Source organism: Niabella drilacis (assembly GCF_900101395.1).
Lineage (GTDB): Bacteria > Bacteroidota > Bacteroidia > Chitinophagales > Chitinophagaceae > Niabella > Niabella drilacis.
The window spans coordinates 62,071-85,311 of record NZ_FMZO01000014.1 but is presented as its reverse complement, the minus strand read 5'-3'; the positions used below and the strand labels follow the sequence as shown (position 1 = coordinate 85,311).

Genomic DNA, 23,241 nt, shown 5'->3' with positions numbered 1-23,241 from the left:
CTATAAAGAAGGACGTAATGTAAGCAGGAAGGGCACTTTTTGCTTTTCCGTGGTTCCCGAAAGGATCTCCCGGGCAGTCATAACCCCCATTTCATGAAAGTTGGAAGAGATCGTTGTGATCCCGTTTAAGATCACTCTTTTGAACGGGGTTTCGTTATAGGAAATAATGCCCACCTGTGCGCCTATTTTTAACGAGGTGGGCTGGATTTTTTCAATGAGGGTTACCAGGTCCTCCTCGATCATATTGATATATACTTCGCCCTGCTTAATGGGTTCATTTTCGATATTGTGAATGATCCTGTAAGAAAAGGCATTATCCTGGCAAAAATGGGCAAAGCCTTTTTTTATTTCCTTTGGATAGTAACTGTTGTCCGGGAAGATCAGCTTAATGGTATGGTATTTTTCAAGATGCTCAAGGGCATCATGAAGCGCCTGGTAAATATCATTTTGATAGTCGATGTAAATAGAGCCGTACGCACCATTTACCCCCGGCACCAGTTTATCCAGCAGGATCAGTTTATCCTTTGGAATGGTATCGATGATCTCGGAAGCCCGCTCGCCCCCGTCGATAAAATGTGGAATGATCACGTAATGGGTGTAATGATCCTTACTGCCCGAAAGCAGGCGCTTGAACAAATGAAAATCATTGTTATAAATATAAAAATCGATACCCGCTTTATCGCCCAGTGCATTTACCAAAGCATCGTAAACCATTTTTTTGGGGGTACTTAGTTTATTGAAAAGCAGGAATACCCGGAGCGGGCGCTGAAATTCAGTACGCTCAATAAAGTATCCCTTTCTTGGAACTGCATTAATAATCCCCAGGCGGCGTAGCTGTTTGTAACCCCGTTCTACCGTATCCCGTGCTATATCCAGCTCGATACTGAACTCGTTGATGGATGGCATGCTGTCGCCCGCCGTTATGGTTCCTTTCTCAATTTCCTTTAGAACGGCATTAACGATCTGAAGATATTTGGGTGTGCTCGAATACGGATCCACCTGGATCAGATCCAGCAGGCGTTGTTTTTTCATCTAAAAAAATGTTGGCAATTCAAAAGACCAATATACTATTAAATGACGAGCAGGAAAAATGTGGTGTATAGCCACAAGACCGCGCTGCATCCAAACCATATACCTGCTATACAATGGGGGCTTTTCCCCGAACGAAGCCGGTATAAATGAAACGTTCAACTTTGAACAAACATAGGGAGCGCTGAGGACTTTTGTGCCTGTTTGTTGCAGGTTCAAAGGATCGGTGTGTCTGTGGCAATCCAGTAAGTCAGGTCAATACAGGATAGCAATCCCTGTCAGTTTTTTTAAGTTTGTTCATACTTAAACGGTTTAAGGCAAATTATGGGGCCAGGTTTGGCGAAGCCATGCTTTTATTTTTACGCATGCTTTTCTTAATGGTTTCCCGGTGCATCCTGCCCCATGAAGAAAGCGCGTCCAGTACATCGCCCAGGGTACCGGCATATTCCGTTAACTCATAGCTGACCACTACAGGAGTACCCGTAAATACCCGGCGATGTACAAACCCGTTCAGCTCCAGGTCTTTTAATTCCGCCGCAAGGGCTTTGGCCGAAATGCCTTCAATAGATCGCTGCAACTCATTAAAGCGTTTGCTGCCGGTCTTTAACGCCACAATGATCCGCAGTTTCCATTTTCCGCCGATGGCGTACAGCGCATCTCCGACTGCCATCAGATTGGCATTACATGCTTCAGCTGAAAGATGCACATCGCTGCTATTCAATTTTGCCATGATCTTATTGTTGTTGAAGGGCAAAGATACCCACTTACGTCTTGTATAGTGCTTACCTTTTGTTAAGTGCTTACTTTTTGTAAGCGACCTGAAATAACTTTGTACCCGTAAACAAAAAAATAAATTATGACACAAACAAAATGGTTATCCGATGTTACACATAGTGAGTTGGGTTTTAAGATCCGGCACTTAATGATCAGTAATGTAACAGGCTCTTTCCGGGATTTTCAGGTAGCGGTAGATGCACCCGGGGATGATTTTAGTAAAGCACAGGTAAAACTCACGGCCCGCATGGATTCCGTGTCAACCAATAACGAGCAACGGGATGCGCACCTCCGAAATTCCGATTTTTTTGAAGTGGAAAAGCACCCGGAACTGGAATTTGTATCAACGGGTATCGAACGCAAAAGTGAAGATACCTTTGAGCTGCGGGGCAACCTGACCCTGAAGGGTATTACCCGGCCGGTGCAGCTGCACGTAGAGCACAACGGTACTACAAAGGATCCCTGGGGCAATGAGCGGGCAGGCTTTTTTGTTACCGGTAAAATTGAACGCAGCCAGTGGGGGATCAACTTCAACTCGGTATTGGAAACGGGCGGCATTGCACTGGGTGAGGAAGTAAAGATCCAGAGTGAGCTGGAGCTGGTAAAGCAGGCTGTGGCTGTTCCTGCATAAAAGGCCCCGTTATGAAAATCGAAAGAAAGATTATAAGAACAGAAACCCCGGAAGCCCGTCCCGGGTTTCTGGGTGCCGGCCATATGGCCCGTCAGCTGGTAGGCGCCGACTTCGGCGTTTCCGATCCCTTTATCTTCCTGATGGATGATATACTGGATAAGAAGGATACCGGGCCCTCGGGCGGAGCACATCCGCATGCCGGCTTTGAAACAGTGTCCTTACTACTGGAAGGTGAGATCGGCGATGAGGCATATAAAATGCAGAGTGGAGATTTTCAGTTAATGACCGCCGGCAGTGGCGTGGTGCATACAGAAACCATCAACCGGCCCATGCAGTTAAGGCTGTTGCAGCTGTGGCTGAACCTTCCCCGCAAATACAGGAACGCACTGCCCCGGGTTCAGGACCTGCCGCTGGAACACGTACCGGTACTCAATAATAACGGTGTACAGATCCGGTTATACAGCGGTTCATTGAACGGACTTACTGCACCGGTGCAAAATTATGTGCCGCTGATCATTGCCGATATTTCGATGGAGGCGGGTACAACTGCGCTGCTCGATCTTCCTGCACAGTACAACACATTTGTATATGTATTGAAAGGGGAGCTTATTGCCGGTGCAAATGAACAACTGCTGCATAAGGAACAGGTGGGATGGCTGGATCTGTTTGAAGAAGCGGGGCCAAGTACATTAAAAATTGTTGCAAAAGGAGCTGCCCGGCTGGTGCTTTATGCCGGTGCACCGCTGCGCGAGCAGATCGTTACGCATGGCCCTTTTATAGCCGACAGTGCGGAGGCAATTCCCGAACTGTACCGCCAATACAGGGAGGGCCGGATGCCGCATATTGCAACGGTACCGGCAGCACAGCGGATCCTGCTGTAACAACAGCCGGACGGCACCCTGGTATTTACAGGGTCATGCCGCCATCCATTACAAACTCTGCACCGGTAATAAAGGCAGCCGGTGCATCGCACAGGTACGCAACCAGTTTTGCCACTTCTTCGGGAGTGCCGGTCCTTTTCAACGGAATGGCAGCTGCCAACTGGTTAAAAAGGTTTTGAACCGTTTGCGGATCCGCGCCGGATTTACTCAATACTTCTGTTCTGGTAGGCCCGGGGCTGATCATGTTTACCCGGATCTTCCGGGATGCCAGTTCGGCAGCGGCGGTTTTGGCGATAGAGTTCAGTGCGGCTTTGCTGGCCTGGTATACGGAGCTCCGCGGGCTGCCAGTTCCTTTGCTGTGGCATACCCGATGCCGCTGTTCCCTCCTGTTATAAGGGCTTTTTTCTGCTGTAGCATAGATCTTTAATTTTTAGCAAAGCTACCCGGTAAATGATATACTTTTGTAACCAGTATCATAGAGTATACCAGATAACAACAACAGATATGCGCAATCATGCAGAAGAATTAAGAGCATTGCAGGACACCCTTTACTTCATCGGGGGAAAATGGCGGCTGCCGGTCATCAATGCTATTTGCAATGGCCACCGGCGTTTCCGGGAAATTGAGCGTAGCATTCCCGGTATCACCACCCGGATGCTGTCGAAAGAGCTCAAAGAAATGGAGATGAACAACCTGGTAACAAGGACCGTTTATGCCGATACGCCCGTGCTGGTGGAGTATGCGCCTACTGCCTACTGCCGCAGTTTTGGAACGATCATCCAGGAAATGATCCGCTGGGGCCGGCAGCACCGGAAAACCATCCTGAAAGGTCGTGCAGACAAACCCTGATGCCTGGGCTAATGGCCCTGTTTGTCCGGCCTGGCTATACCTGTGTCTTTACCACATCTCTTAAACCACTGTACCGGTTTTCTGCTGGTTGTCTTTTTATGTTTTGCCCGTTTTTTATCTGGTTGTAGTCAGGATGTGCCGGTTGGATCCTGTTCTCAAACATCGGGTTCTGTCCTGAATTTCCTCCCTGTTCGTATAAAGGGTTATGAGTAGTATCTGCAGATGCGGCCCGCTGCTGTTTGGGTACGGTTACATTCATGGAGATCCGTGACGGCATCCCGGAACTGATAATGATCCGGGAGTTGTTGTCCTGGGCAAACCCGGCCTGTGCCCATACCAGGAATATGCAAAGTGTAAGCGTTGTTTTCATTGTTTTAATGTTTGATGTTACCGGTATATCAATGGAAGTTCTGACTTGTTACCCTAAAGCACAGATTTGTAAAAGGCAAGAAATGTAGCAAAAAATACTAAATATATTAGTAAAATGATCGTACCTTAGCAGCGGCTGCTGGCAGCCCGGTTATATGGCAGAGGCGCTGTTTCATACCACCATTTTTCAGCAACTGCAGGAAGAACTGCTGTTGTTGCAGGGCCTGCGGGCTCCCCTGGATGCGGAGCTGCAGGAAACAGGATTGGGTATCATAAACCAATCGTTTCCGCATCGGGCATTCCCGGTAAGCGCTGTACATGAATTGATGAGCAGCAGCGCTGAAGATGCGGCCGCTACCACCGGCTTTATAGCGGGCCTGCTGGGTACACTCATGCAAAGGGGCAGCTGTCTTTGGGTAAGCCGGCACCGGAATATCTTCCCGCCTGCGTTAAGCTTTTTTGGTATTACACCGGACCAGGTCCTTTTTGTGGAAGCTCCGGATCCTAAGAAGGCCCTTTGGTCTATTGAAGAGGGGCTTAAGTGTGCAACCCTTGCCGCTGTGGTAGGGGAAGTGCAGGAGCTAAGTTTTACGGCATCCCGCCGGTTACAGCTGGCTGTGGAAAAAAGCCGTGTAACCGGTTTTATTCATCACCGCACGAACAGGGTTGCCGGCAACCTGGCCTGTGTCTCCCGCTGGCGGATCCGCCCCATTGCCAGTATTCCTCCCGAAGGCTTACCGGGCGTGGGTTTCCCGGGCTGGAATGTGGAGCTGTGCAAAATACGCAATGGCCGGCCGGGTAAATGGAATGTACAGTGGACCCCGCAGGGTTTTTCCGTGCTGCCGGAAAAAGTGGAAGAACAGGCGGCTGTTATAAAAAAAGCAGGATAGCATGCGGCGGTATTTATCGATATGGTTCCCCGCGCTTCTTGCCGATAGAGCGCTGCGCCTCCGGCCGGGTTTAAAGGACACTCCTTTTATTATTGCCGCACCGGAACGGGGCCGGCTGATGGTAAAAGCAGCCAGTACACCGGCTGTAAAAAAAGGGATTGTACGGGGAATGGTGGTGGCCGATGCAAAGGCCCTGCTGCCAGCGTTAAAACTATTTCATTATAAACCGGGCGTGGAAGAAAAATTACTGACCCGGTTAGCGGAATGGTGCCTTCGTTTTACCCCGGTTGTGTCGCCCGGTCTGCCGGATGGCATCCTGCTGGACATTAGCGGTTGCCCGCACCTTTGGGGTGGTGAGAAGCTCTATCAGGATGCCATCGTACACCAATTAAAGACCATTGGTTACGAGGTGTGTACAGGTATTGCAGATACGGTTGGAGCTGCCTGGGCGATTGCCCGTTTTGGGGCAGCAGGTTTTATTGCGGCTCCCGGGCAGCAGGAGGCAGCATTAAACCCTTTGCCGCCTGCCGCGTTGCGGCTGGAACCCCCGGTATTGGAACGGTTACAAAAACTGGGTTTTGCGCATATCGGAAGTTTTATTGCCATGCCTTCAACGGTATTGCGCCGGCGCTTTGGACAGGCACTGCTCACCCGTATTGCGCAGGCCCTGGGCCACCTGCCGGAAACACCCACAGCCCTGCAGCCGGCCGTGATTTTCCGCGAGCAGCTTTCTTGTACAGAGCCGGTACATACAAGGATTGCCATTGATATTGCCCTGGAAACGTTACTGCAGCAGCTTTGCGATAGTCTTCAGAGATCCGGCAAGGGGTTGCGTTCTGCTGTATTTAAGATCAATACCGTAGACGGCGGATCGCAGGAAATTTTTATCGGGACCAACCGGCCGGTACGCAATACGGCGCATCTGTTGAAGCTGTTTGAGCCAAAGATGACTACCATTGCTCCGGGGATGGGTATTGAAGTGTTTACGCTGGAGGCTCCGGCTGTAGAAGCGTTTTCGGGACGGCAGGAAGCCATCTGGAATACGCTGGGAGGAGCAGATACCGGCTCGGAACTGGCGGGTTTGCTGGACCGGATCGCCGGCCGGTTTGGGGATGCCGCCATAAAACGGTACCAGCCGGCTGAACATTACTGGCCCGAGCGCTCCGTTGTTGCAGCCGGGTTATCTGAGAAAACCGGAGCCGCCTGGCGCAGCGACCGGCCGCGTCCCGTATACCTGTTGCCGGAACCGGAGCCCGTCATTGTTGCGGCTCCGGTTCCGGATTATCCGCCCATGCTTTTCCGTTACCGGGGAAAGGTTCATAATATAGCAAGGGCAGATGGCCCGGAACGTATTGAACAGGAATGGTGGCTGGAGCAGCGCCTGGTACGCGATTACTATGTGGTGGAAGACGAGGACGGGGCCCGGTACTGGCTATTTAGGGCGGGGCATTATGGAGCAGAAAAACCGCAATGGTTCCTTCATGGATTTTTTGCATAAAAGAGGTATCGATGCACTACACAGAATTACAGGTGACCACCAATTTTACATTTTTGCGCGGCGGATCGCATCCCGAAGAACTGGTGAAACAGGCTATAGAGTTGCAGTATACGGCGCTTGCCATTACGGACCGCAATACCCTGGCAGGTGTGGTACGCGCATATGCCGCGGCAAGGAATACGCCCCTGCGGATCATACCCGCCTGCCGGCTGGATCTGGCGGATGGGCCCGGTCTGCTGATCTATCCGACAGACAGGGAAGCGTACAGCCGGCTGTCTGCATTGCTTACAGAAGGTAACCTGCGTACGGAAAAGGGGAAATGTGTGCTGTATAAAGCCGATGTATACCGGTATGCAAAGGGGATGAAGTTTATTGTAGTGCCGCCCCCGGAATTAAATGCGGCCTTTGACCTTGACCAGGCGTTTAAGGATGCGGTAAGGGAGTATCGCAAAATGCTGGGACAACAGCTATACCTGGGAGCGGTATGTACCTACCAGGGCAATGATGCGAAAAAATTATTCCGGCTGGCGCAACTGGCGGAGCAGTGCGGTGTTCCGATGGTGGCCACGAATGATGTGCACTATCATGAAATGGAAAGACGGGAGTTGCAGGACATACTGACCTGTATCCGCGAAAAATGTACCATACAAACAGCGGGTTACCGGCTTTGCCAGAATGCAGAGCGGCATTTGAAAGATCAAAAGGAAATACTGCGGTTGTTCCGTTTGTACCCGGATGCCATTGCCCGTACACAGGAAATTGCGGATGCCTGCCGGTTTTCGTTGGGGCAGCTGAACTATGTATACCCCGAGGAGCTTACCACAGAAGGCCGCACACCGCAGCAGGAGCTGGAATACCTGGCATGGAAGGGCGCCGGGGAAAAATTTGACAGGGCCGAAATGAAGCCGGAGAAATGGGAAGAGATCAACACCGCCATTAAGGAAGAGCTGGCATTTATGAAGCGGAAGAACTATGCTTCCTATTTTCTGACCGTGTATGACCTGGTGCGTTTTGCGCGCAACAGGGAAATTCTTTGCCAGGGCCGGGGCTCTGCCGCCAACTCGGTGGTTTGTTATTGCCTGGGTATTACCTCGGTGAACCCGGCGGAAATTAAACTGCTCTTTGCCCGGTTTATGTCGGATGACAGGGATGAACCACCCGATATTGATGTGGATTTTGAGCATGAGCGGCGTGAGGAGGTAATGCAATACATTTATGAAAAATATGGCCGTAACCGGGCGGGCATTGTGGCTACCGTAACACAGGTACACTGGAAGGGTGCGGTAAGGGATGTGGCCAAGGTGATGGGCCTGTCGGCCGATTCGGTGGATCACCTGGCAAAGTCCGAATATGAATTTACGCAGGAATGGGCCGCGGGAAAATCAAAAACGAGCGGGGGCTTTATGGCCCGGGATCCGCATCTGTTAAAAACACTGGAGCTTACCCGGCAGTATATCGGTTTTCCCCGGCAGCTGGGCCAACACACCGGCGGTTTTGTGATCACGCAGAATAAATTATCAGACCTCTGCCCGATCCTGAATGCGCGCATGGAAGACCGTACCTGTATTGAATGGAATAAAGATGACATTGAAGCCCTGGGCTTCTTAAAAGTAGATGTGCTGGCCCTGGGTATGCTCACCTGCCTCCGCAAAGGATTTGATCTGATCAAAAATCATCACGGACGGGCGTTAACGCTGGCTACAGTGCCACAGCATGATACAGAAGTATACAAGATGATCAGCCGGGCTGATACCATCGGTGTGTTCCAGATCGAAAGCCGGGCGCAGATGTCGATGCTGCCCCGGCTACGGCCCCGGGAATTTTACGACCTGGTGATCGAAGTGGCCATTGTGCGCCCCGGGCCCATACAGGGCGATATGGTGCACCCCTACCTGCGCCGGCGTAATGGTGAGGAAGAGGAAATATACCCTTCCGAGGAATTAAAAAAAATACTGGGACGGACCAAGGGGGTTCCTCTTTTCCAGGAACAGGCCATGGAGATCGCTATTGTTGCGGCGGGTTTTACGCCTGCGGAGGCAGATGGCCTGCGTCGCAGCATGGCCACATTTAAAGCTCCGGGCCAGGTAACAAAGTGGCGCACCCAACTGGTGGATGGTATGATCAAAAAAGGGTATGAAAAGGAATTTGCCGAAAGGGTATTTAAACAACTGGAGGGTTTTGGGAGCTATGGTTTCCCGGAAAGCCATGCCGCCAGTTTTGCCCTGCTGGTATATATTTCCTCCTGGATCAAGTACTATTACCCGGATGTGTTCTGTTGTGCCTTGCTCAACAGTCAGCCTATGGGATTTTACCGCCCGGCACAAATTGTTATGGATGCACAGAAACACGGCGTGGAAGTACTCCCCGCTGATGTAAATCATTCCTGCTGGAACAATACCCTTGAAGAAAAAAACGGAGCATATTGTCCCGTGCGCCTGGGTTTCCGGCAGGTAAAGGGGGTAAAGGAAGATGAGATGGAATTGCTGGTCAAAAAGAGAATGCAAGCCTTCAGCAGCATTGTTGAGCTGTCTGATGCGGGGATCTCTCAGACCGCGCTGGAATACCTGGCCGATGCCGATGCCTTCCGGTCCATGGGGCTGGACCGCAGGCAGGCGCTTTGGGAGGTGGCGGCCTTGGCAGATAAACCTGCCGGTGTATTTGAAGGACAACCTTCTGAAAGCACGGCAGAGCCCGCGGCTCAATTGCCGGTACTGAGTGCTGCCGCGCATGTACTGCAGGATTATAACAGTACTTCCCTGTCGCTAAAGGCCCATCCTGTAAGTTTTGCACGGCCCGGTCTTCAGAAACGGAACATTGCGCCTACCCGTATGTTAGAAGAGTGGCCGGACGGTGCTTTTGTACGGATTGCCGGCCTGGTACTGGTACGGCAGCGGCCTCAAACGGCAACCGGGGTTTGCTTTATTACGATTGAGGACGAAACCGGCATAGCCAACCTGGTGGTATTTCATAAAGTATTTGAAACCTACCGGAGGGAAATTTTACAGTCGAAATTACTGATGGTTTCCGGTAAGCTACAAAAGGAAGGCAGCGTGATCCATGTAGTGGTACGCCGTTGCTACAATATGAATGCGTATTTGCAGGATATGGTGGCGCCAGGTGCAGAAGAGCTCCGGCTGACAGTCACTTCTTATATGGGAGCAACCGATGCTCCCGGGAAGAAAAAAGACATCGGGCAAAAAGCAGTACAGGGCGAATTGTTCCCTTCAAGGAATTTTAAATGAACAGATGGAGGTCTGTGTTACGATCCGTGTTTTATGAGCCAACCATGGGGCTCGAACCCACGACCTGCTATTTACGAAACAGCTGCTCTACCAACTGAGCTAGGATGGCATTACCCGGTATCTCCGGGAATGTAAAATAACGAATAAAAAATTTAAAATTAAAAAGCAGGCTGCCTGTTATTGGCGGTAAGCTTCTTTCTTATCGACAATCCTTCATTTTTACATTTCTGCCCTGGTCTTTCCGGTAAAGTCTTCCTGTGAAAGCTCATGGTTGGCCATTGCGCCTGCAAGATTGCCACCGGCTACAGCGCTGGCAACAGAGCGCATGGGGGATGCCGCATCGCCACAGGCATATATCCCGGGGACCGTTGTTTTTTGTAAGGGATCAACCTGAATATGTCCCTGTTCGGTAAAGGCACAACCAAGCATTGCAGGCAGCGGGGTTTGCTGCTCAAAGGGTACACGGGCATATAATGCCTGTAAAGGCATCGTAGTATTATCTGTAAATATGATCTGCTGCAGTTGCCCTCCCGTTTGCTGCAGTGCACGGATCTCCGTTTGTATTACGGTGATATCCTGCTGCAGCATCCGCAGCTGCTCTTCTTCTGTAAATTGCAGGGGACCGTTGGTAAATACGGTTAAGTCGCTGGTAAGATTGCGGACGAGCACTGCCAGGTGCAGCGCCGCGGCACCGTTTGCAAGGATCCCTGTTTTATGGTTGCGGAATTCATAACCATGACAATACGGGCAATGGATCACCGATTTACCCCAGCATTCGCTAATTCCATCAATTGCCGGAAGCAAGTCTCTGATACCTGTTGCAAAGATCAGTTTCCGGCAATTGAATTGATCTCCGGAGAGCGTTGTTACCGTAAACTGCCCGTTGGAGGCGGTTGCACCTGCAGCAGGGTCGGCCAGGAATTGCACGGTCGTATATTGTGCTACCTGTTGCCGGGCCTGGGCCGCTATTTCAGCCGGTGGCTTGCCATCCTGGGTAAGAAAGTTGTGGGAATGTGGTGTGGCAGCATTGCAGGGTGTTCCGCTATCCAGCACCAGCACATTCTTTAACGAGCGGCCCAGCGCCATTGCGGCGGAAAGACCTGCATAACTGCCGCCGATGATCACTACATCAAAAGATCTGTTCTTTTCCATAAAAACCGGTTTAAATGGTTCATTGAAGAACAGGCTGCATAACACATAGCTTCTGCCTGTTCTCCGGGCAAAGCTATCGTTTATTTTTTATTTATGCAACATAGTTGCATAAATAAAATGAATATAATGCTGTTCCGGGGAATGCAGGCCCTGTTTCCTGCTGCGGGGGGCTTTAAATGAGCAACCCTACATTTCGATTCCCCTGAGCTTCCGGTATAGTTTCAGGGCATATACGTCTGTCATGCCCGAAATAAAATCGAGGATATGCATGACCTTGCTGTAAGGGCTCCCGGTTTCATCAAAGACATACTGCCGGGGCAGCAGTTCCAGTATTTTCTGATGCTCTTTTTCCCGATCGCCGGCAGGTGTAAGGGCCGCGGTAACAAAATCTTCGACCAGGCCCGACATAATGCGGAAGCCGGCGATCTCCAGCTCCACAACCTTGCGGGCATTGTAGATCTTTTGCCGGGAAATTGCAGCTATTTCCCGGAGCGCAGCTTCCAGCTCCGGGATGGCATTGATCAGGCTTTTTTCAAATGTTCCGCTGAGGATGGCTTCCCGCTGCTCCCAGAATACTTCGGTAGCTTTGTAGATCAGCGTGCCGATCGACTTTGCCCGCAAATAGGCAATGGATTCATTGGCATCTCCGCGCAGATCGTCTGCTACCCTTATAACAGAATCCATGTTGACTTTGGGATCTGCGGCAATAATGGCTAAAAAACTGTTCCTTACTTCTTCATAACTCAGGATGCCCAGCCGGTGCGCATCTTCAAAGTCAATGATACTATAACAGATATCATCCGCTGCCTCCACAAGAAATACGAAAGGGTGACGTTTATAGGTTATTTCCGGACTTGTTTCCATATCGCGGATCATATGCAGCTCCTGTGCTATTTCCAGGAATACCTCTTCATCAATTTTGAAGTAGCCGTATTTTTTCCGGTGAATAATGCCTTTTGCAGAAGCCAGGGATTCACAGGGATATTTGAGAATGGAGGCAAGGGTGCTGTAGGTAAGCCGGAAACCACCCTTCATCCGCCCGTTCTGCTTCATGGTAAGAATGCGGAGCGCATTGGCATTTCCTTCAAAGGTAATGAGGTCCTTCCATTCTGCGGGGCTGAATAGTTGTTTAAACGCAATGTCGTCCGGCAGGGCCGACCGGTCGCTTTTTTTAAAATATTTTGAAATGGCCTCTTCTCCCGAATGCCCGAAAGCGGGGTTACCCAGGTCGTGGGCCAGGCAGGCTGCGGCAATAACATATTTCAGATCGCTTGTATAAAAAACAGCGGCACCCGGATCCTTTTCCACGTCCGGAAGCGTAGCGATCTTTTCACCGATCAGTCCACCGAGGGAACGGCCTACGCTGGCTACTTCCAGCGAGTGGGTGAGCCGGTTGTGTACGAAGATCTCTTCCGGAAGGGGAAACACCTGTGTTTTGTTCTGCAGCCTTCTGAAGGGGCTCGAAAAAATGATCCGGTCCCAGTCCCGTTCGAAGTCGCTCCGGATGTCTTTAGATGTTTTATCGAGCCCATAGCGCTTTGAAGAAAAACAATTGTTCCACGTCATTACCATAATCGCAAATTTAAACCTTGCTAAGGTAATGTTCTTTGGCCACTGCAGCACAGAAACACAGGCCCGGATTTCAGCACCTGGGTTCCTGCCTTCTGCACCTGCCGGTCATTCTTTGTTTTATATTTTAGGCAGGGTGTACCCGTTATGGTAGGGGGCCATAAGATAAGCCGCGTTCAGTTTGCTGTCGGTAAACTTGTTGGCTGCTTTATCCCAGGTTACTTTTGCCTGGCTGCGATAGGCGATATTGCCCATCTGGCAAACGGTGGCTATATGGGCCCCTGTCTGGATGGGGCAGTTCAGGTCGCTAAGCTTGCGGGATCGGACAACATTGATAAAGTTTTGGGTGTGTTTGTCCAAACCGTTATCAGAAGGCCCTTTACGCTGCATGCTCACCTTTTTGCTGCTGCGTTTTTCTTCCAGCACTTCCCATCCGCCGCGGTCCAGCTCCAGGGTGGCATTATTGCCGATAAAGGCAATACCATGATCCTTTCCGTACAACCCGTTGTCGATACCCATGGCATGATCCCAGATCAGGTTAAAGTTGTCGAACTGGTAAAGCGCGGCCAGGGTATCCGGGGTTTCCTGGTAAAGCTCAGGATAGGCAAAATCGCCACCCAGTGCGGAAACCGTTTTGGGCACCGGGGCATCCATTCCAAAGATGGCATAGTCCATCAGGTGCACGCCCCAATCGGTCATCAGCCCGCCAGCATAATCCCAGAACCAGCGGAAATTAAAATGAAACCTGCTGGAGTTAAAGGGCCGGGTCTTTGCGGGTCCCAGCCATAACTTATAATCCACTCCCGCCGGGGGGGCGCTGTCGGCTACTTTGGGCCCGGGTTTCATCCAGCCCTGGTAGCACCATACTTTTACCGTACGGATATTTCCCAGCTGGCCGGAGCGGATGAAATCCACGGCATCCCGGAAATGCTGCTGGCTGCGCTGCCACTGCCCCGCCTGTACCACTTTATTGTATTTTTCCTGTGCGGCTACCATGGCCCGGCATTCCGCAATGGAGTTCCCCACCGGTTTTTCCACATATACATCTTTACCGGCCTGCACGGCATGGATCATGATCAGTGCATGCCAGTGGTCGGGGGTTCCGATGATCACGGCGTCAATGTCCTTGCGGTCCAGCAGGGAACGGTAGTCCGTATACGTCTTTATTTTAGAGGTATCGATATTCATTTTCGAAAGCTCCCGCATCCGGTTGTCCAGCACATTTTTATCTACATCACAAAGCGCGGCAAGCGTTACCCCAGGGTTTTTAAGCATGGAAACGGTATCGGCCCACCCCATCCCATTAATGCCGATAGCGCCGATCCGGATCTGGTCGGCAGCGGAAGTACGGGTACGTGAAAAGTTACGGGTATTAAAAGATTGTAAGGCCAGCCCCCCCAGCGCTAATGCCGAGGACTGGGCTATAAATTTTCTTCTTGAATGCATGGCAAACTGTTTTGTACTGTCAAATGTATAAAAAATGCAATCGATTACAAAAAAAATAGATTAAAAGAAACGGCAAACCGGTCCGGTTTGCACGGATGCCAAAAGGCATATTTCCCGGCGAAAGCCGGCTACCGGTAACCGCCCGGCGCTGCAGAATCAACAAATACAGGGGATACACCACCTCCCGGGATGTATTCAAAACGATAGCATCCGGATTCAAAGTGCCGCTTAAAAAAGCCGCTAAGACCGTTTTTCTTTGGGAAATGAAAAGACTATTCCTCATCATCGTATTGCTTATGCCGGCTGCGGCTTACAGCCAGGTAACCATAAAAGGAACCGTAACCCATGCGCGCGACAGCGTAATTGTTTTTAAAGAGCCGGGAGGATTTACCAATAATACCCGGAGCTGGCGCGACAGAAGATATAAGGCCCGTATTGATGCCAACAATCATTTCAGCATTGTATTGCCGGAAAAGGAGATCAATACCTGGTTCATTGAGACCAAAAAAGGCTACCAGTTTTTTGATCTCGTTAGCGGCAGTCATATTGAGCTGGCAGCAGATTTTTCCAAAGCCGCCCCGCTGACCGCTATCAACAAAAATGCAGACGATTTTAATTATACAGTATATGCCACAGAAAATGACCCGCGCGATGCTGTGTATTGGAAGGCCGTAAGGAACAAGGGTGCAGACAGCGTCTTGTTATTGCGAAAGCAAAAAGCAGCGGAGCGGACCGGCCTGCTGGACCAATACCGGAAAACGCACAAAATGAGTGATCGCTATTACAAATGGCTGTGTTCCAAATACCGGTATGAGCCTTATGAAAGGACCCTTGTAGAAAACACGGACCGCTCTGACACGCTTCACCCGGCCCTGCCAAAGCAATTATTTGAACAGGGGTTTGATGATGAGTTCGCCGCATTACATACCCTGGAGTATAACGATGTTGTTGATGCTTATATAAATGAGGCATTTGCCAGGACCGGCAAGCCCTTCACCCCTCAAACGTACTTCGGGTATATTACCCACACCCTTAAGAACAGCACCCGGGATATTCAGCTGACCCGGCTCATGGCCTGGCTGAAAAAGGCGGATGACAGCGTATACCTGCCGGTATATAAAAAATACATTACAACAGTACAGAACAAAAGCCTCATAAAAGAAGTGGATGCACTCCGGCAGGAATTTACCCAACCCCCGGCGGCAATGCCTATGGATACACTAACCTCTTTAACGCAGATTTTTAATAAGTATAAGGGCAAAGTGCTGTATATTGATTTCTGGGCAAGCTGGTGCGTTCCCTGCAGGGGCGATTTTCCTGTGGCAGAACGTTTAAAAGAAAAACTGGCCGGAAAGGATATTGTATTTTTATACCTGGGCGGATATCATGATCTGGAGCGGAACTGGAAAAAAGCCCGGGAAGAATTAGACATCGCAGGGGAGCATTATTTCCTGGATGAACGACTAATGAAGGAAGCGGAGGAGGCATTTCATATAAACAGCGTACCGCATTATGTTATAATGGATAAAAAAGGAAATCTTATTGACAGACATGCAGCACGGCCGTATGATGTTGATGAGCAGTTAAATAAATTACTGAAAGATTAAAGAAAAGGAATTGAACCGATACGCTCTATATACGGTTATTGCATGGCTGTTATCCATTCATTGCTTTTGCCAGCAAGTAGTGATCGACGCCCAGAATCCCTTGTTTAAAGCGCCATTGGATGGCGGAAAAATAAGAGAAAACTATGACTATCTTGAAAATACAAGCTCCATAAACCGGAACCCAGGCCCGGCAGGTGAAATTACCCTGGCTATTTTTCATTCCAAAAGTGTATACCCCTTTACGGTATTGAATCAGAGAGAAAAATTTAAAGAAGGGGATTATTTTGTTAAAACGTATAGGAAAGGTAAGCAGTATGCGCTTACGAACGGTTTTCTGGGAAGCGGGATCGTGCCGCTTTTTGATTCTTCTTCAATTATTGTAACCGCCTATGGAATTACGCCGGAAAATAAAAATGACTTTCAGTTCAGGGTGCTTTCCGGTAAAACAAAGGTCCTGGTTCCGTGGCAGCCCATCCGCTTTTTTAGCCCGGTGTATATGTACGGGCATTTTTCAGCTACGGGTGTGGAATACAAGGAAATGGCCTACCTTGGAGCGTTTAATGCCTCAGTAGGAAATGACATCATCGTAGAAGTAAAAAGCATAAAAGATCCGGAATCGCTCAGTGCCGTTACTGCATTCTGGGCAAAACGAAGTCCCGAAGTGATCGCCACTTTTACTTCGGGAGCAATGAAATCGTTTTTTGAGGTATATAAATACCAGTGGAAATATGATTTTCAACAGCCCCGGTCTACCTATTATGGCGATATAAAAACAAGACCGCCCGATAGCCTGCTGCATCTGCAGAAGACATTTTCGTCGTTTGACAGGGATCTGTTCTTTTACCTGAAGGACAAAGTAAAATCTGAAACGCTGGTGGAGTACAACCTCGTGCATAACCAAAAAGACAGCAGTGGCTGGAGGAGCAATAATTTTGATCCCAATATCATCTGGCTGCAGCAGCTAAAGCCCGGGGACTACCAGCTGCTATTACGATATGCCTTTCAACGGCAAACAGTCAGCGCTTATACTTTCATGATCAAACCTGCCTGGTACCAGGCCCTTTGGTTCAAAGTACTCATGGGTACCGCGGTTATGATCGCGCTTGCTTTTCTGATCATCCTTTATATAAACCGGCTGCAGCATAAAAAACTAAGAGCAGCGGCATTACAAAAGCAACGGGTTTCCACGGAATTAAAATCCATCCGCTCGCAGTTTAACCCCCATTTTGTATTCAATGCATTGAGCTCTATACAGGGATTGATCACAAAGAATGATACGGCCGGGGCCCATCAGTACCTGTCGGAGTTCAGTACCCTGATGCGCGAATCGCTGAAGGGGAGCGACCGGGAAATGATCAGTATCACCCATGAAACCGCGATACTTCAAAAGTACCTGAACCTGGAACAACTGCGCTTTGGATTCAGGTATAACATAAGCGTGGATGAGGCGATCGATGGCAATGCGGTTGAAGTACCGGCGCTGTTGCTGCAGCCGCTCGTGGAGAACGCCGTTAAACACGGGATTGGGGCCTTGCAGGAAAAAGGAGTATTGCAAATTAACTTTAAAAAAGAAAATGATGATCTGGTTGTAACGGTGACCGACAACGGGAAGGGGTTTGATGCAGGAGCGCAAACGGGAGGCTTTGGCCTGAAGCTGACCAGAGACCGGATACTGCTGCTGAATAAAACCCTCCCGCTGCAGCAGATAGCGCTCTCTTTTGATAAAGATGAAATGGGGACCACAGCAAGAATATATTTTAAAAACGGGCTATTATGATACAGGCAGTCATTATAGATGATGAACGCAATAATATTGATAACCTGGAAGGGCTGCTGCACCGGTACTGTCCGCAGGTGCAGATTGCAGGGACGGCAATGAATGCAGACGATGGCGCTGCATTGATCAGAACACTAAAACCGGATCTTGTTTTCCTGGACATACAGATGCCGGGCAAGAATGGGTTCCAGATGTTGCAGGAGCTTCCTGTTCATTCTTTTGAGATCATTCTGATCACCGCCTTTGACCAGTACGGGATCCAGGCCATTAAATTTTCGGCAGTAGATTATTTACTAAAGCCGCTGAATATAGACGAGCTGAGGGCGGCCGTACAAAAGGCGGAGCGCCGTATCCGCGAAAAAATGCAGAACCGGGAACTGGAAAACCTGCTGCAACTGATCCGGAACCGGGAAGAGCGGTCCACGCATAAACTGGCATTGTCAACAGTTAAGGAAACCCGGTTTGTACATCCCAAAGAGATCGTCCGTTGCGAATCGTCCAATGCCTATACCTTTTTCTTTTTAAACGATGGTACAAAGATCACGGTCTCCCATCCCATTTTTGAATATGAAGAACTGCTGGCGGACTATGGTTTTGTGCGCTGCCATCAGTCGCACCTGGTGAACAAGAGTCATATCCGGAGCTGGGTAAAGGAAGACGGGGGCTACCTGGCCCTGGAAAACGGCGATAAGATACCGGTATCCAAAAGTAAAAAGGAATACCTGGCAAAAATGCTGATTCACCTGAAATAAAAAATAATAATCATGAAGATCCTGGCTACTGTGGCGGTACTGGCCCTGTCCGTATCGTTGTTTGCGCAAAAAAACAACCGGGCCCTGCCCATTGATGATAAGGAAATGGATGCCTATCTCCGGTTGAGAGAAGTTCCCGAACTAAAGATCACCGTTATGAACAGCACCAGGTCCTTAAACGGAACCAAAGTAAAATATACGGTAGTACATCTGGGCACAACTACGCAGGTTACCGGTTTTGCCACGCTTGATGATCATGGGCGGGCTGTTATAAAAATGAATGAGAACCTGCCCTACCAGCAGGTTTGGTTAACGGTTGACGACTATCTATACACCGGTATCCTGGTAAATACGGACCTTGAAGTGGTTATTGATGCCGGGGTCGTTAAAAAGGAGGCGTATCTATTTGGAACGGGTATTTCCTTTAAAGGTACGGATGCGGGGTTGAACGAAGCACTGTGTAAAAAGACCCTGTACAAAAAAGACCTGGGGGATAGTCTGTCCTCAAGGCTGGTACAGGTTTGCCTGGATGCGGCAAATAAACAATTGCCCCAGTCTTCTTTCCTGGTAACGGCGGATTCCATTTATGCGGCCTTGAAACAACTGGATGATGCTTATATAAAAGACAACCCGGGCTACGAATGGGCGATTAGAAACCAAACCGATTCCCGGTTCTACGAATGGGTAATCGTGGCTTTAAGGAGCGTAGACAGCTCTACCAATAATTTATACAAAAAAGCCATTGCGCATCAGCCCTGTTTTATGAGCAATGAGGGCGCCGGCTTCTACAGAAACTTGTCACACACCTATGCTTTTGCAAATGATCAAACAACACCTGCATTACAGGACCTGCTCTATTTAAAATATAATACGTATACCAACGGGCAAAAAGCAGTGCTGGATTCCATTAAGGAATACGAATCTGCTGAAAGAAAAGATAAAGCAGCAATTCTTAAACGTTTATATGCGCGCCGGTACACGCTGCTGAAGAAGGAAGTACAGGCAGCTAACTTTGAGCAATTTGTTCAGCGTATTGAAAAAAACAGTACCAACCCCCGCACAGATATTTTGAAATTATCGTTAATGGAATTGGGGAAAGACGATTTCAGTGCCTCCTTTCCCCTGTTATTAAACTCCATGAAGACCGGATGGACCAAGCAGGTGGTGGAGCAGGAATTAAATGCATTTACCGCCAGCCGGAAAGAAGTACAGCAATTGTTTCAATCGTCCGGGGTGCTGCGTTCCGATAGCTTTTTTATTGGAAAACCAGTTGCTGCCCTTTCTTTCGGAGCGCGGCTCTACCGGCTGGATAGCATCGATCATATCGATCGGTTTATCAGCAACCTAAGATCGAAATTTAAAGACAGGGCATTGGTGATCGATATCTGGGCTACCTGGTGCGGCCCCTGTATAGCAGATATTACCAATAGCAAAAAACTGCACGAGGAAACGAAGGACCTGCCGGTGGAGTATATTTACCTGTGCACCACATCGGGCTCCGATGAAGAGACCTGGAAAAACCGGATCGGGACGCTGAAACCATCCGGCACCCATATTTTTATAAATGAAGAGCTGGAAAGTGCCTTCCGCAAAAAGCTAAATGCAAATGGGGGTTATCCCACTTATATTGTAATTGATAAAAGAGGGAATATCAGTTCTGACAGGATCAGCTTCATGAGTGAGCTAAGCCGGGAGAAGTTTGCGGAAGCAACAGGATTAAAGTAATGCAATGCGCCAGGTACAGGTTGAATGTTACAGCGCCTTGTGATCGTAACTGACTACCCGCTTTAGCTTCCAGGTGTTGTTTTCCCGGATCCATAAATGGGTGAACCGCGCTATGCCGACCCTTCGCCACTGCTGGTTTTCAAGAACCTGGAAACGGTGCATTCCTTCCTGCAGTGCACCGTACAGGACTCCTTTTTTGAAAAGTGGATAAACGTTCAGACTTCCGGGCTCCAGTTCGCGTTTTATTTTGCTGGCGCTGCCACAGATATTGTTTTTTACGGAAGCTATAAATGCTGCTTTTCCATTGGTAATGCCGGCCACATCATGATAAAACTCCAGGTCTTCAGCAATGATTGTGTCATAAGAAGAGAGATCACAGTGGTTAAAGCCGCGATCGAAAAGCAGGCTGTCACGTTCCTGTAACTGCAGAAACAGGGATGATGTGCGTGCCTCCTGGGCATGTATCAGTCCTGCGCCTGCAGCGAGGGCAAGTGTTAAAAAGATCTTTTTCATGTTTATAAATTTAATTGGCTACATCATTATTATTAATACCCCGTTTGTTGCGCTTTATGTCCTGCTTCAGCTTGCCGAATTTGTAGTTAATGCTGATGCACGCTTTGCGGAAGTACTCCTCGGTTATATCTGTCTGCACAAAGTTGAAGCCGGATATTTCTGTACGGTTATTCCGGTATCTGGTAAAGGGGTTATTGACATAGGCGGACAGGGCCAGTTTATTGCTCCATAAATTCCTGCTCACTCCGAAGCTGGTGGCAATAAAACCATTAACGGTACCCTGTACCTGGGCGGGCGCAATATTCTTCCCGATAAAATCAGCCGAGGCCGTGACGGTCCAGTCTTTACTAAAGGTATACGTATGGTTCATGGACGCCGAATAAAGGAAGCGGGTCAGCTTTTGAAGCGGGCCGTCTGCATCGGTCTCGATCCAGAAATGCGCAAGGTTCCCGTTGATAACTGTTTTCAATGCTTTTGTAACCGTAAGGTTCAGGTTCATATGCAGCACCAGGGCGGCAATATCGCCGGAGTTGGAATAGGTAATATAGGTAATGCGGGTGGCAGGATCATAGCGGGAAGACCGCAGGTCAAAGTTGTGCGCAAATGCATAGTTAAGTCCTATATTAAGGGACTGCTTCCGGTTAAAGCCGTAGCCCAGGTCAAAGTTATGCAACAGCGTGGCTTTAAGATGGGGGTTGCCCGTTTCTTCAAAATCGGGATTGGAACGGTTTACAAACGGGTTCAGGCGGTTAATGCCGGGGCGTTTTAATCGCTGGCTATACCCCAGGTTGATATAGCTTCCGTTCGTGTTGTTGCGGTTGATAACAACGGCAGGGATCAGGTTGAGGTAATGATTCTGTACCTGTGTGCGGGTAGATTGAAAGTCGATATGATTCGTGGTTTGTTCCAGCCTTGCGCCCGCCTTAAAGCTCCATTGCTTTAAGGCCAGCATATAGGTGTTGTACGCGGAAAGTACCGTTTGATTGTTGGTAAACACGTTTTGCTGGGCCGGGTCCTCAATAAAGGTGCTGCCATCATATTGCAGCGTATGAAAGTTGCTTTGATTTTGCCGGAAGATGGCTTTTATCCCCGCTTCCAGTTTTATTTTTTTGACTGTTTGAATATAATCGGCCTGGCCGGTCTGTTCCTGTATAGCGGTATTGTTAAACTGGTTAAAGTCGGCAATATCATAATGGACCAGTTCGGTAAAGCCGTTTTCTGAACGGCTCCCGGTTTGATATTGCATAAAACGGTAGGAGGCCGTAAGCAATTTTGACTTATCTTTTTTAAACCCCAGCTGGTAGTTCAGTGATCCGTCAAAGCCATTATTTTTACCCCGGACTGTATTTTGCTGGCGAAATTGTTGTAACAGTGTGGCGGCATCCTGCAGCATAGAAAATCTTGAAACCTGCCCTTTTGAATAAAAGCCGTTTGCATTCAGCTGGGCCGTAACCAGCTGGAGCGAATCGATCTCGTAGCTGAACTGCGAGCCAAGGTACCGGCCGTTATTGTTATTTTTACCGGAGCCGGAAACGGCTAATTGTGTTGGCTGATCGCCGGTTGTAGTGCGGCTGATGCTGGTTTGGGCCGCAGGATTATGCGTGCTGTTGGCGCCGCCGTATAGTTCGACCCCGAATTTTTTATGTGTGGCAGTAAAGGAAAAGCCGGCACCGGGCCCGCCGGTTGGAATACTTTCATTCAGGTTAAGGGTGCCTTTATAACCTTCCCCCACTTTTTTGGTGGTAATGATATTAATGACGCCGGCAAGGCCTTCTGCATCATATTTGGAGGGGGGCGTTGTATATACTTCGATGTCCTGGATGGTGGATGCGGGCAAACTTTTAAGCACCTCCGAAGGATTATTGTCCATCATGCCGGATGGCTTTCCGTTGATCAGGATCCGGTAGCTGGAATTGCCTTTAAACAACAGGCCACCCTGTGCCGTTACTGAAAGAAAAGGTACTTTTTTTAGAATATCCAGCGTGCTGCGGAACTTGCTTTCCGGGTCTGCCTCCATGTTATAGATAAGCTTGTCCACTTCACGCCGGATCAGCGGTTTGGTGGAAGTTACCGTTACGCCCTTTAATTCCTGCAATTGTGCTTTCAGGTAAATGACCGGCTCCGGCAGGAATGTAAGAGCGTTTGCGGTCATTGTTTTTGGATGGTAACCGGTTGCGGTGAATGTAAGCCGGCCATTTGGCGGCAGGGTAACAGTAAAAAGGCCCTGTTCATTACAGGAGAGCACGGTGTCCGGAGTACCCGCCTTTGTAAGAACGGCAATCGTGGCAAATGCCAGCGGTTCTTTTGTAAGACTGTCCTTTATAAGACCGGAGATCGTTTTGCGGACGGGTTGTTCCTGTGCCTGCAAATGGCTCAGGAAGATCAATGAGAGCAAGACCTGGGTTGTGATACGGCGGATGGCAAGATTCATATTTTGTATTTTTTAGGCCATAAGGGTCCCTTACGGGAGTATGCCCGTTTTTTAAAGCAGCATAGCCTGGCCTGCTGCTGGTATGAGAAGTGGGAATTACCGGGCA

Annotated in this window: 20 protein-coding genes and 1 tRNA gene; 10 read left to right on the top strand and 11 right to left on the bottom strand. The window is 49.3% G+C overall.

All coding sequences use genetic code 11. The features are described from left to right. The gene (locus BLS44_RS20190) at positions 1-1,032 is read right to left on the bottom strand and encodes a GntR family transcriptional regulator (protein WP_090392048.1); all 1,032 of its coding nucleotides are present in this window, start codon (positions 1,030-1,032) and stop codon (positions 1-3) included. Positions 1,033-1,351: 319 nt separating this feature from the next. After that, complete coding sequence (locus BLS44_RS20185) at positions 1,352-1,759, bottom strand: winged helix-turn-helix transcriptional regulator (RefSeq protein WP_090392047.1); 408 nt, start codon at positions 1,757-1,759, stop codon at positions 1,352-1,354. A 126-nt stretch (positions 1,760-1,885) separates the two neighbouring features. Between BLS44_RS20185 and BLS44_RS20180 the strand changes: the two genes are divergently transcribed. Then, positions 1,886-2,434, top strand: a complete 549-nt coding sequence (locus tag BLS44_RS20180; RefSeq protein ID WP_090392046.1) for a YceI family protein — start codon at positions 1,886-1,888, stop codon at positions 2,432-2,434. Positions 2,435-2,445: 11 nt separating this feature from the next. Next, positions 2,446-3,315, top strand: coding sequence for a pirin family protein (locus BLS44_RS20175; RefSeq protein WP_090392045.1), 870 nt, complete (start codon positions 2,446-2,448; stop codon positions 3,313-3,315). A gap of 25 nt (positions 3,316-3,340) precedes the next feature. Here BLS44_RS20175 and BLS44_RS20170 read toward each other — a convergent pair whose 3' ends face one another. Together BLS44_RS20170 and BLS44_RS26975 are read right to left on the bottom strand one after the other, a co-directional pair. After that, on the bottom strand, positions 3,341-3,610 hold the full coding sequence (locus tag BLS44_RS20170; protein ID WP_245729318.1) for an SDR family NAD(P)-dependent oxidoreductase: 270 nt from the start codon (positions 3,608-3,610) through the stop codon (positions 3,341-3,343). 5 nt (positions 3,611-3,615) lie between these two features. After that, positions 3,616-3,732 carry an SDR family oxidoreductase gene (locus BLS44_RS26975; protein ID WP_245729312.1) on the bottom strand — a complete coding sequence of 39 codons (117 nt, stop codon included), beginning with the start codon at positions 3,730-3,732 and terminating at the stop codon, positions 3,616-3,618. Positions 3,733-3,819: 87 nt separating this feature from the next. Here BLS44_RS26975 and BLS44_RS20165 point away from each other — a divergent pair, with 87 nt between their 5' ends. After that, positions 3,820-4,164, top strand: coding sequence for a winged helix-turn-helix transcriptional regulator (locus BLS44_RS20165; RefSeq protein ID WP_245729310.1), 345 nt, complete (start codon positions 3,820-3,822; stop codon positions 4,162-4,164). A gap of 34 nt (positions 4,165-4,198) precedes the next feature. Here BLS44_RS20165 and BLS44_RS20160 read toward each other — a convergent pair whose 3' ends face one another. After that, positions 4,199-4,534, bottom strand: a complete 336-nt coding sequence (locus BLS44_RS20160; protein WP_090392042.1) for a hypothetical protein — start codon at positions 4,532-4,534, stop codon at positions 4,199-4,201. A gap of 154 nt (positions 4,535-4,688) precedes the next feature. Here BLS44_RS20160 and BLS44_RS20155 point away from each other — a divergent pair, with 154 nt between their 5' ends. From BLS44_RS20155 to BLS44_RS20145, 3 genes are read left to right on the top strand one after another with little or no spacing between them, the layout of a single operon-like run. Continuing rightward, positions 4,689-5,423, top strand: a complete 735-nt coding sequence (locus BLS44_RS20155) for an ImuA family protein (RefSeq protein ID WP_090392041.1) — start codon at positions 4,689-4,691, stop codon at positions 5,421-5,423. 1 nt (position 5,424) lies between these two features. Further along, a complete protein-coding gene (locus BLS44_RS20150) occupies positions 5,425-6,921 on the top strand; it encodes a Y-family DNA polymerase (protein ID WP_090392040.1) in 1,497 nt (498 codons plus the stop codon). 11 nt (positions 6,922-6,932) lie between these two features. Then, on the top strand, positions 6,933-10,163 hold the full coding sequence (locus BLS44_RS20145) for an error-prone DNA polymerase (RefSeq protein WP_090392039.1): 3,231 nt from the start codon (positions 6,933-6,935) through the stop codon (positions 10,161-10,163). A gap of 36 nt (positions 10,164-10,199) precedes the next feature. On the opposite strand, the gene BLS44_RS20140 is transcribed toward BLS44_RS20145, so the two are convergent. The 4 genes from BLS44_RS20140 to BLS44_RS20125 form a co-directional block, all read right to left on the bottom strand. After that, positions 10,200-10,272: transfer RNA gene (locus BLS44_RS20140), tRNA-Thr, on the bottom strand. Between the two features lie 110 nt (positions 10,273-10,382). Continuing rightward, positions 10,383-11,315 (bottom strand): NAD(P)/FAD-dependent oxidoreductase, encoded by a 933-nt coding sequence (locus BLS44_RS20135; protein ID WP_090392038.1) that lies wholly within the window; start codon positions 11,313-11,315, stop codon positions 10,383-10,385. Positions 11,316-11,501: 186 nt separating this feature from the next. Next, complete coding sequence (locus tag BLS44_RS20130; RefSeq protein ID WP_245729308.1) at positions 11,502-12,881, bottom strand: deoxyguanosinetriphosphate triphosphohydrolase; 1,380 nt, start codon at positions 12,879-12,881, stop codon at positions 11,502-11,504. Between the two features lie 123 nt (positions 12,882-13,004). Beyond that, a complete protein-coding gene (locus BLS44_RS20125; protein WP_090392036.1) occupies positions 13,005-14,330 on the bottom strand; it encodes a Gfo/Idh/MocA family protein in 1,326 nt (441 codons plus the stop codon). Between the two features lie 263 nt (positions 14,331-14,593). Between BLS44_RS20125 and BLS44_RS20120 the strand changes: the two genes are divergently transcribed. The 4 genes from BLS44_RS20120 to BLS44_RS20105 are packed head-to-tail and all read left to right on the top strand — an operon-like array spanning position 14,594 to position 20,191. Beyond that, positions 14,594-15,937 carry a TlpA family protein disulfide reductase gene (locus BLS44_RS20120; RefSeq protein WP_176954494.1) on the top strand — a complete coding sequence of 448 codons (1,344 nt, stop codon included), beginning with the start codon at positions 14,594-14,596 and terminating at the stop codon, positions 15,935-15,937. 10 nt (positions 15,938-15,947) lie between these two features. Then, positions 15,948-17,714: a sensor histidine kinase gene (locus BLS44_RS20115; RefSeq protein ID WP_143019864.1), complete on the top strand. Its 1,767-nt coding sequence runs from the start codon at positions 15,948-15,950 to the stop codon at positions 17,712-17,714. Then, complete coding sequence (locus tag BLS44_RS20110) at positions 17,711-18,466, top strand: LytR/AlgR family response regulator transcription factor (RefSeq protein ID WP_090392033.1); 756 nt, start codon at positions 17,711-17,713, stop codon at positions 18,464-18,466. Before BLS44_RS20115 ends, BLS44_RS20110 begins: the two co-directional genes overlap by 4 nt. A gap of 12 nt (positions 18,467-18,478) precedes the next feature. Then, positions 18,479-20,191 carry a TlpA family protein disulfide reductase gene (locus BLS44_RS20105; RefSeq protein ID WP_090392032.1) on the top strand — a complete coding sequence of 571 codons (1,713 nt, stop codon included), beginning with the start codon at positions 18,479-18,481 and terminating at the stop codon, positions 20,189-20,191. A gap of 27 nt (positions 20,192-20,218) precedes the next feature. Here BLS44_RS20105 and BLS44_RS20100 read toward each other — a convergent pair whose 3' ends face one another. Together BLS44_RS20100 and BLS44_RS20095 are read right to left on the bottom strand one after the other, a co-directional pair. After that, entirely contained in the window at positions 20,219-20,704 is a 486-nt protein-coding gene (locus tag BLS44_RS20100) for a nuclear transport factor 2 family protein (RefSeq protein ID WP_090392031.1), read from the bottom strand. Positions 20,705-20,714: 10 nt separating this feature from the next. Next, positions 20,715-23,135 carry a TonB-dependent receptor gene (locus BLS44_RS20095; protein WP_090392030.1) on the bottom strand — a complete coding sequence of 807 codons (2,421 nt, stop codon included), beginning with the start codon at positions 23,133-23,135 and terminating at the stop codon, positions 20,715-20,717. Positions 23,136-23,241 lie beyond the last annotated feature (106 nt).

Bases quoted from the DNA above. Each gene is read 5' to 3' on its own strand.
- BLS44_RS20190 (WP_090392048.1), bottom strand. From the start codon at position 1,032: ATGAAAAAACAACGCCTGCTGGATCTGATCCAGGTGGATCCGTATTCG.
- BLS44_RS20185 (WP_090392047.1), bottom strand. From the start codon at position 1,759: ATGGCAAAATTGAATAGCAGCGATGTGCATCTTTCAGCTGAAGCATGT.
- BLS44_RS20180 (WP_090392046.1), top strand. From the start codon at position 1,886: ATGACACAAACAAAATGGTTATCCGATGTTACACATAGTGAGTTGGGT.
- BLS44_RS20175 (WP_090392045.1), top strand. From the start codon at position 2,446: ATGAAAATCGAAAGAAAGATTATAAGAACAGAAACCCCGGAAGCCCGT.
- BLS44_RS26975 (WP_245729312.1), bottom strand. From the start codon at position 3,732: ATGCTACAGCAGAAAAAAGCCCTTATAACAGGAGGGAACAGCGGCATC.
- BLS44_RS20165 (WP_245729310.1), top strand. From the start codon at position 3,820: ATGCGCAATCATGCAGAAGAATTAAGAGCATTGCAGGACACCCTTTAC.
- BLS44_RS20160 (WP_090392042.1), bottom strand. From the start codon at position 4,534: ATGAAAACAACGCTTACACTTTGCATATTCCTGGTATGGGCACAGGCC.
- BLS44_RS20155 (WP_090392041.1), top strand. From the start codon at position 4,689: ATGGCAGAGGCGCTGTTTCATACCACCATTTTTCAGCAACTGCAGGAA.
- BLS44_RS20150 (WP_090392040.1), top strand. From the start codon at position 5,425: ATGCGGCGGTATTTATCGATATGGTTCCCCGCGCTTCTTGCCGATAGA.
- BLS44_RS20145 (WP_090392039.1), top strand. From the start codon at position 6,933: ATGCACTACACAGAATTACAGGTGACCACCAATTTTACATTTTTGCGC.
- BLS44_RS20135 (WP_090392038.1), bottom strand. From the start codon at position 11,315: ATGGAAAAGAACAGATCTTTTGATGTAGTGATCATCGGCGGCAGTTAT.
- BLS44_RS20130 (WP_245729308.1), bottom strand. From the start codon at position 12,881: ATGACGTGGAACAATTGTTTTTCTTCAAAGCGCTATGGGCTCGATAAA.
- BLS44_RS20125 (WP_090392036.1), bottom strand. From the start codon at position 14,330: ATGCATTCAAGAAGAAAATTTATAGCCCAGTCCTCGGCATTAGCGCTG.
- BLS44_RS20120 (WP_176954494.1), top strand. From the start codon at position 14,594: ATGAAAAGACTATTCCTCATCATCGTATTGCTTATGCCGGCTGCGGCT.
- BLS44_RS20110 (WP_090392033.1), top strand. From the start codon at position 17,711: ATGATACAGGCAGTCATTATAGATGATGAACGCAATAATATTGATAAC.
- BLS44_RS20105 (WP_090392032.1), top strand. From the start codon at position 18,479: ATGAAGATCCTGGCTACTGTGGCGGTACTGGCCCTGTCCGTATCGTTG.
- BLS44_RS20100 (WP_090392031.1), bottom strand. From the start codon at position 20,704: ATGAAAAAGATCTTTTTAACACTTGCCCTCGCTGCAGGCGCAGGACTG.
- BLS44_RS20095 (WP_090392030.1), bottom strand. From the start codon at position 23,135: ATGAATCTTGCCATCCGCCGTATCACAACCCAGGTCTTGCTCTCATTG.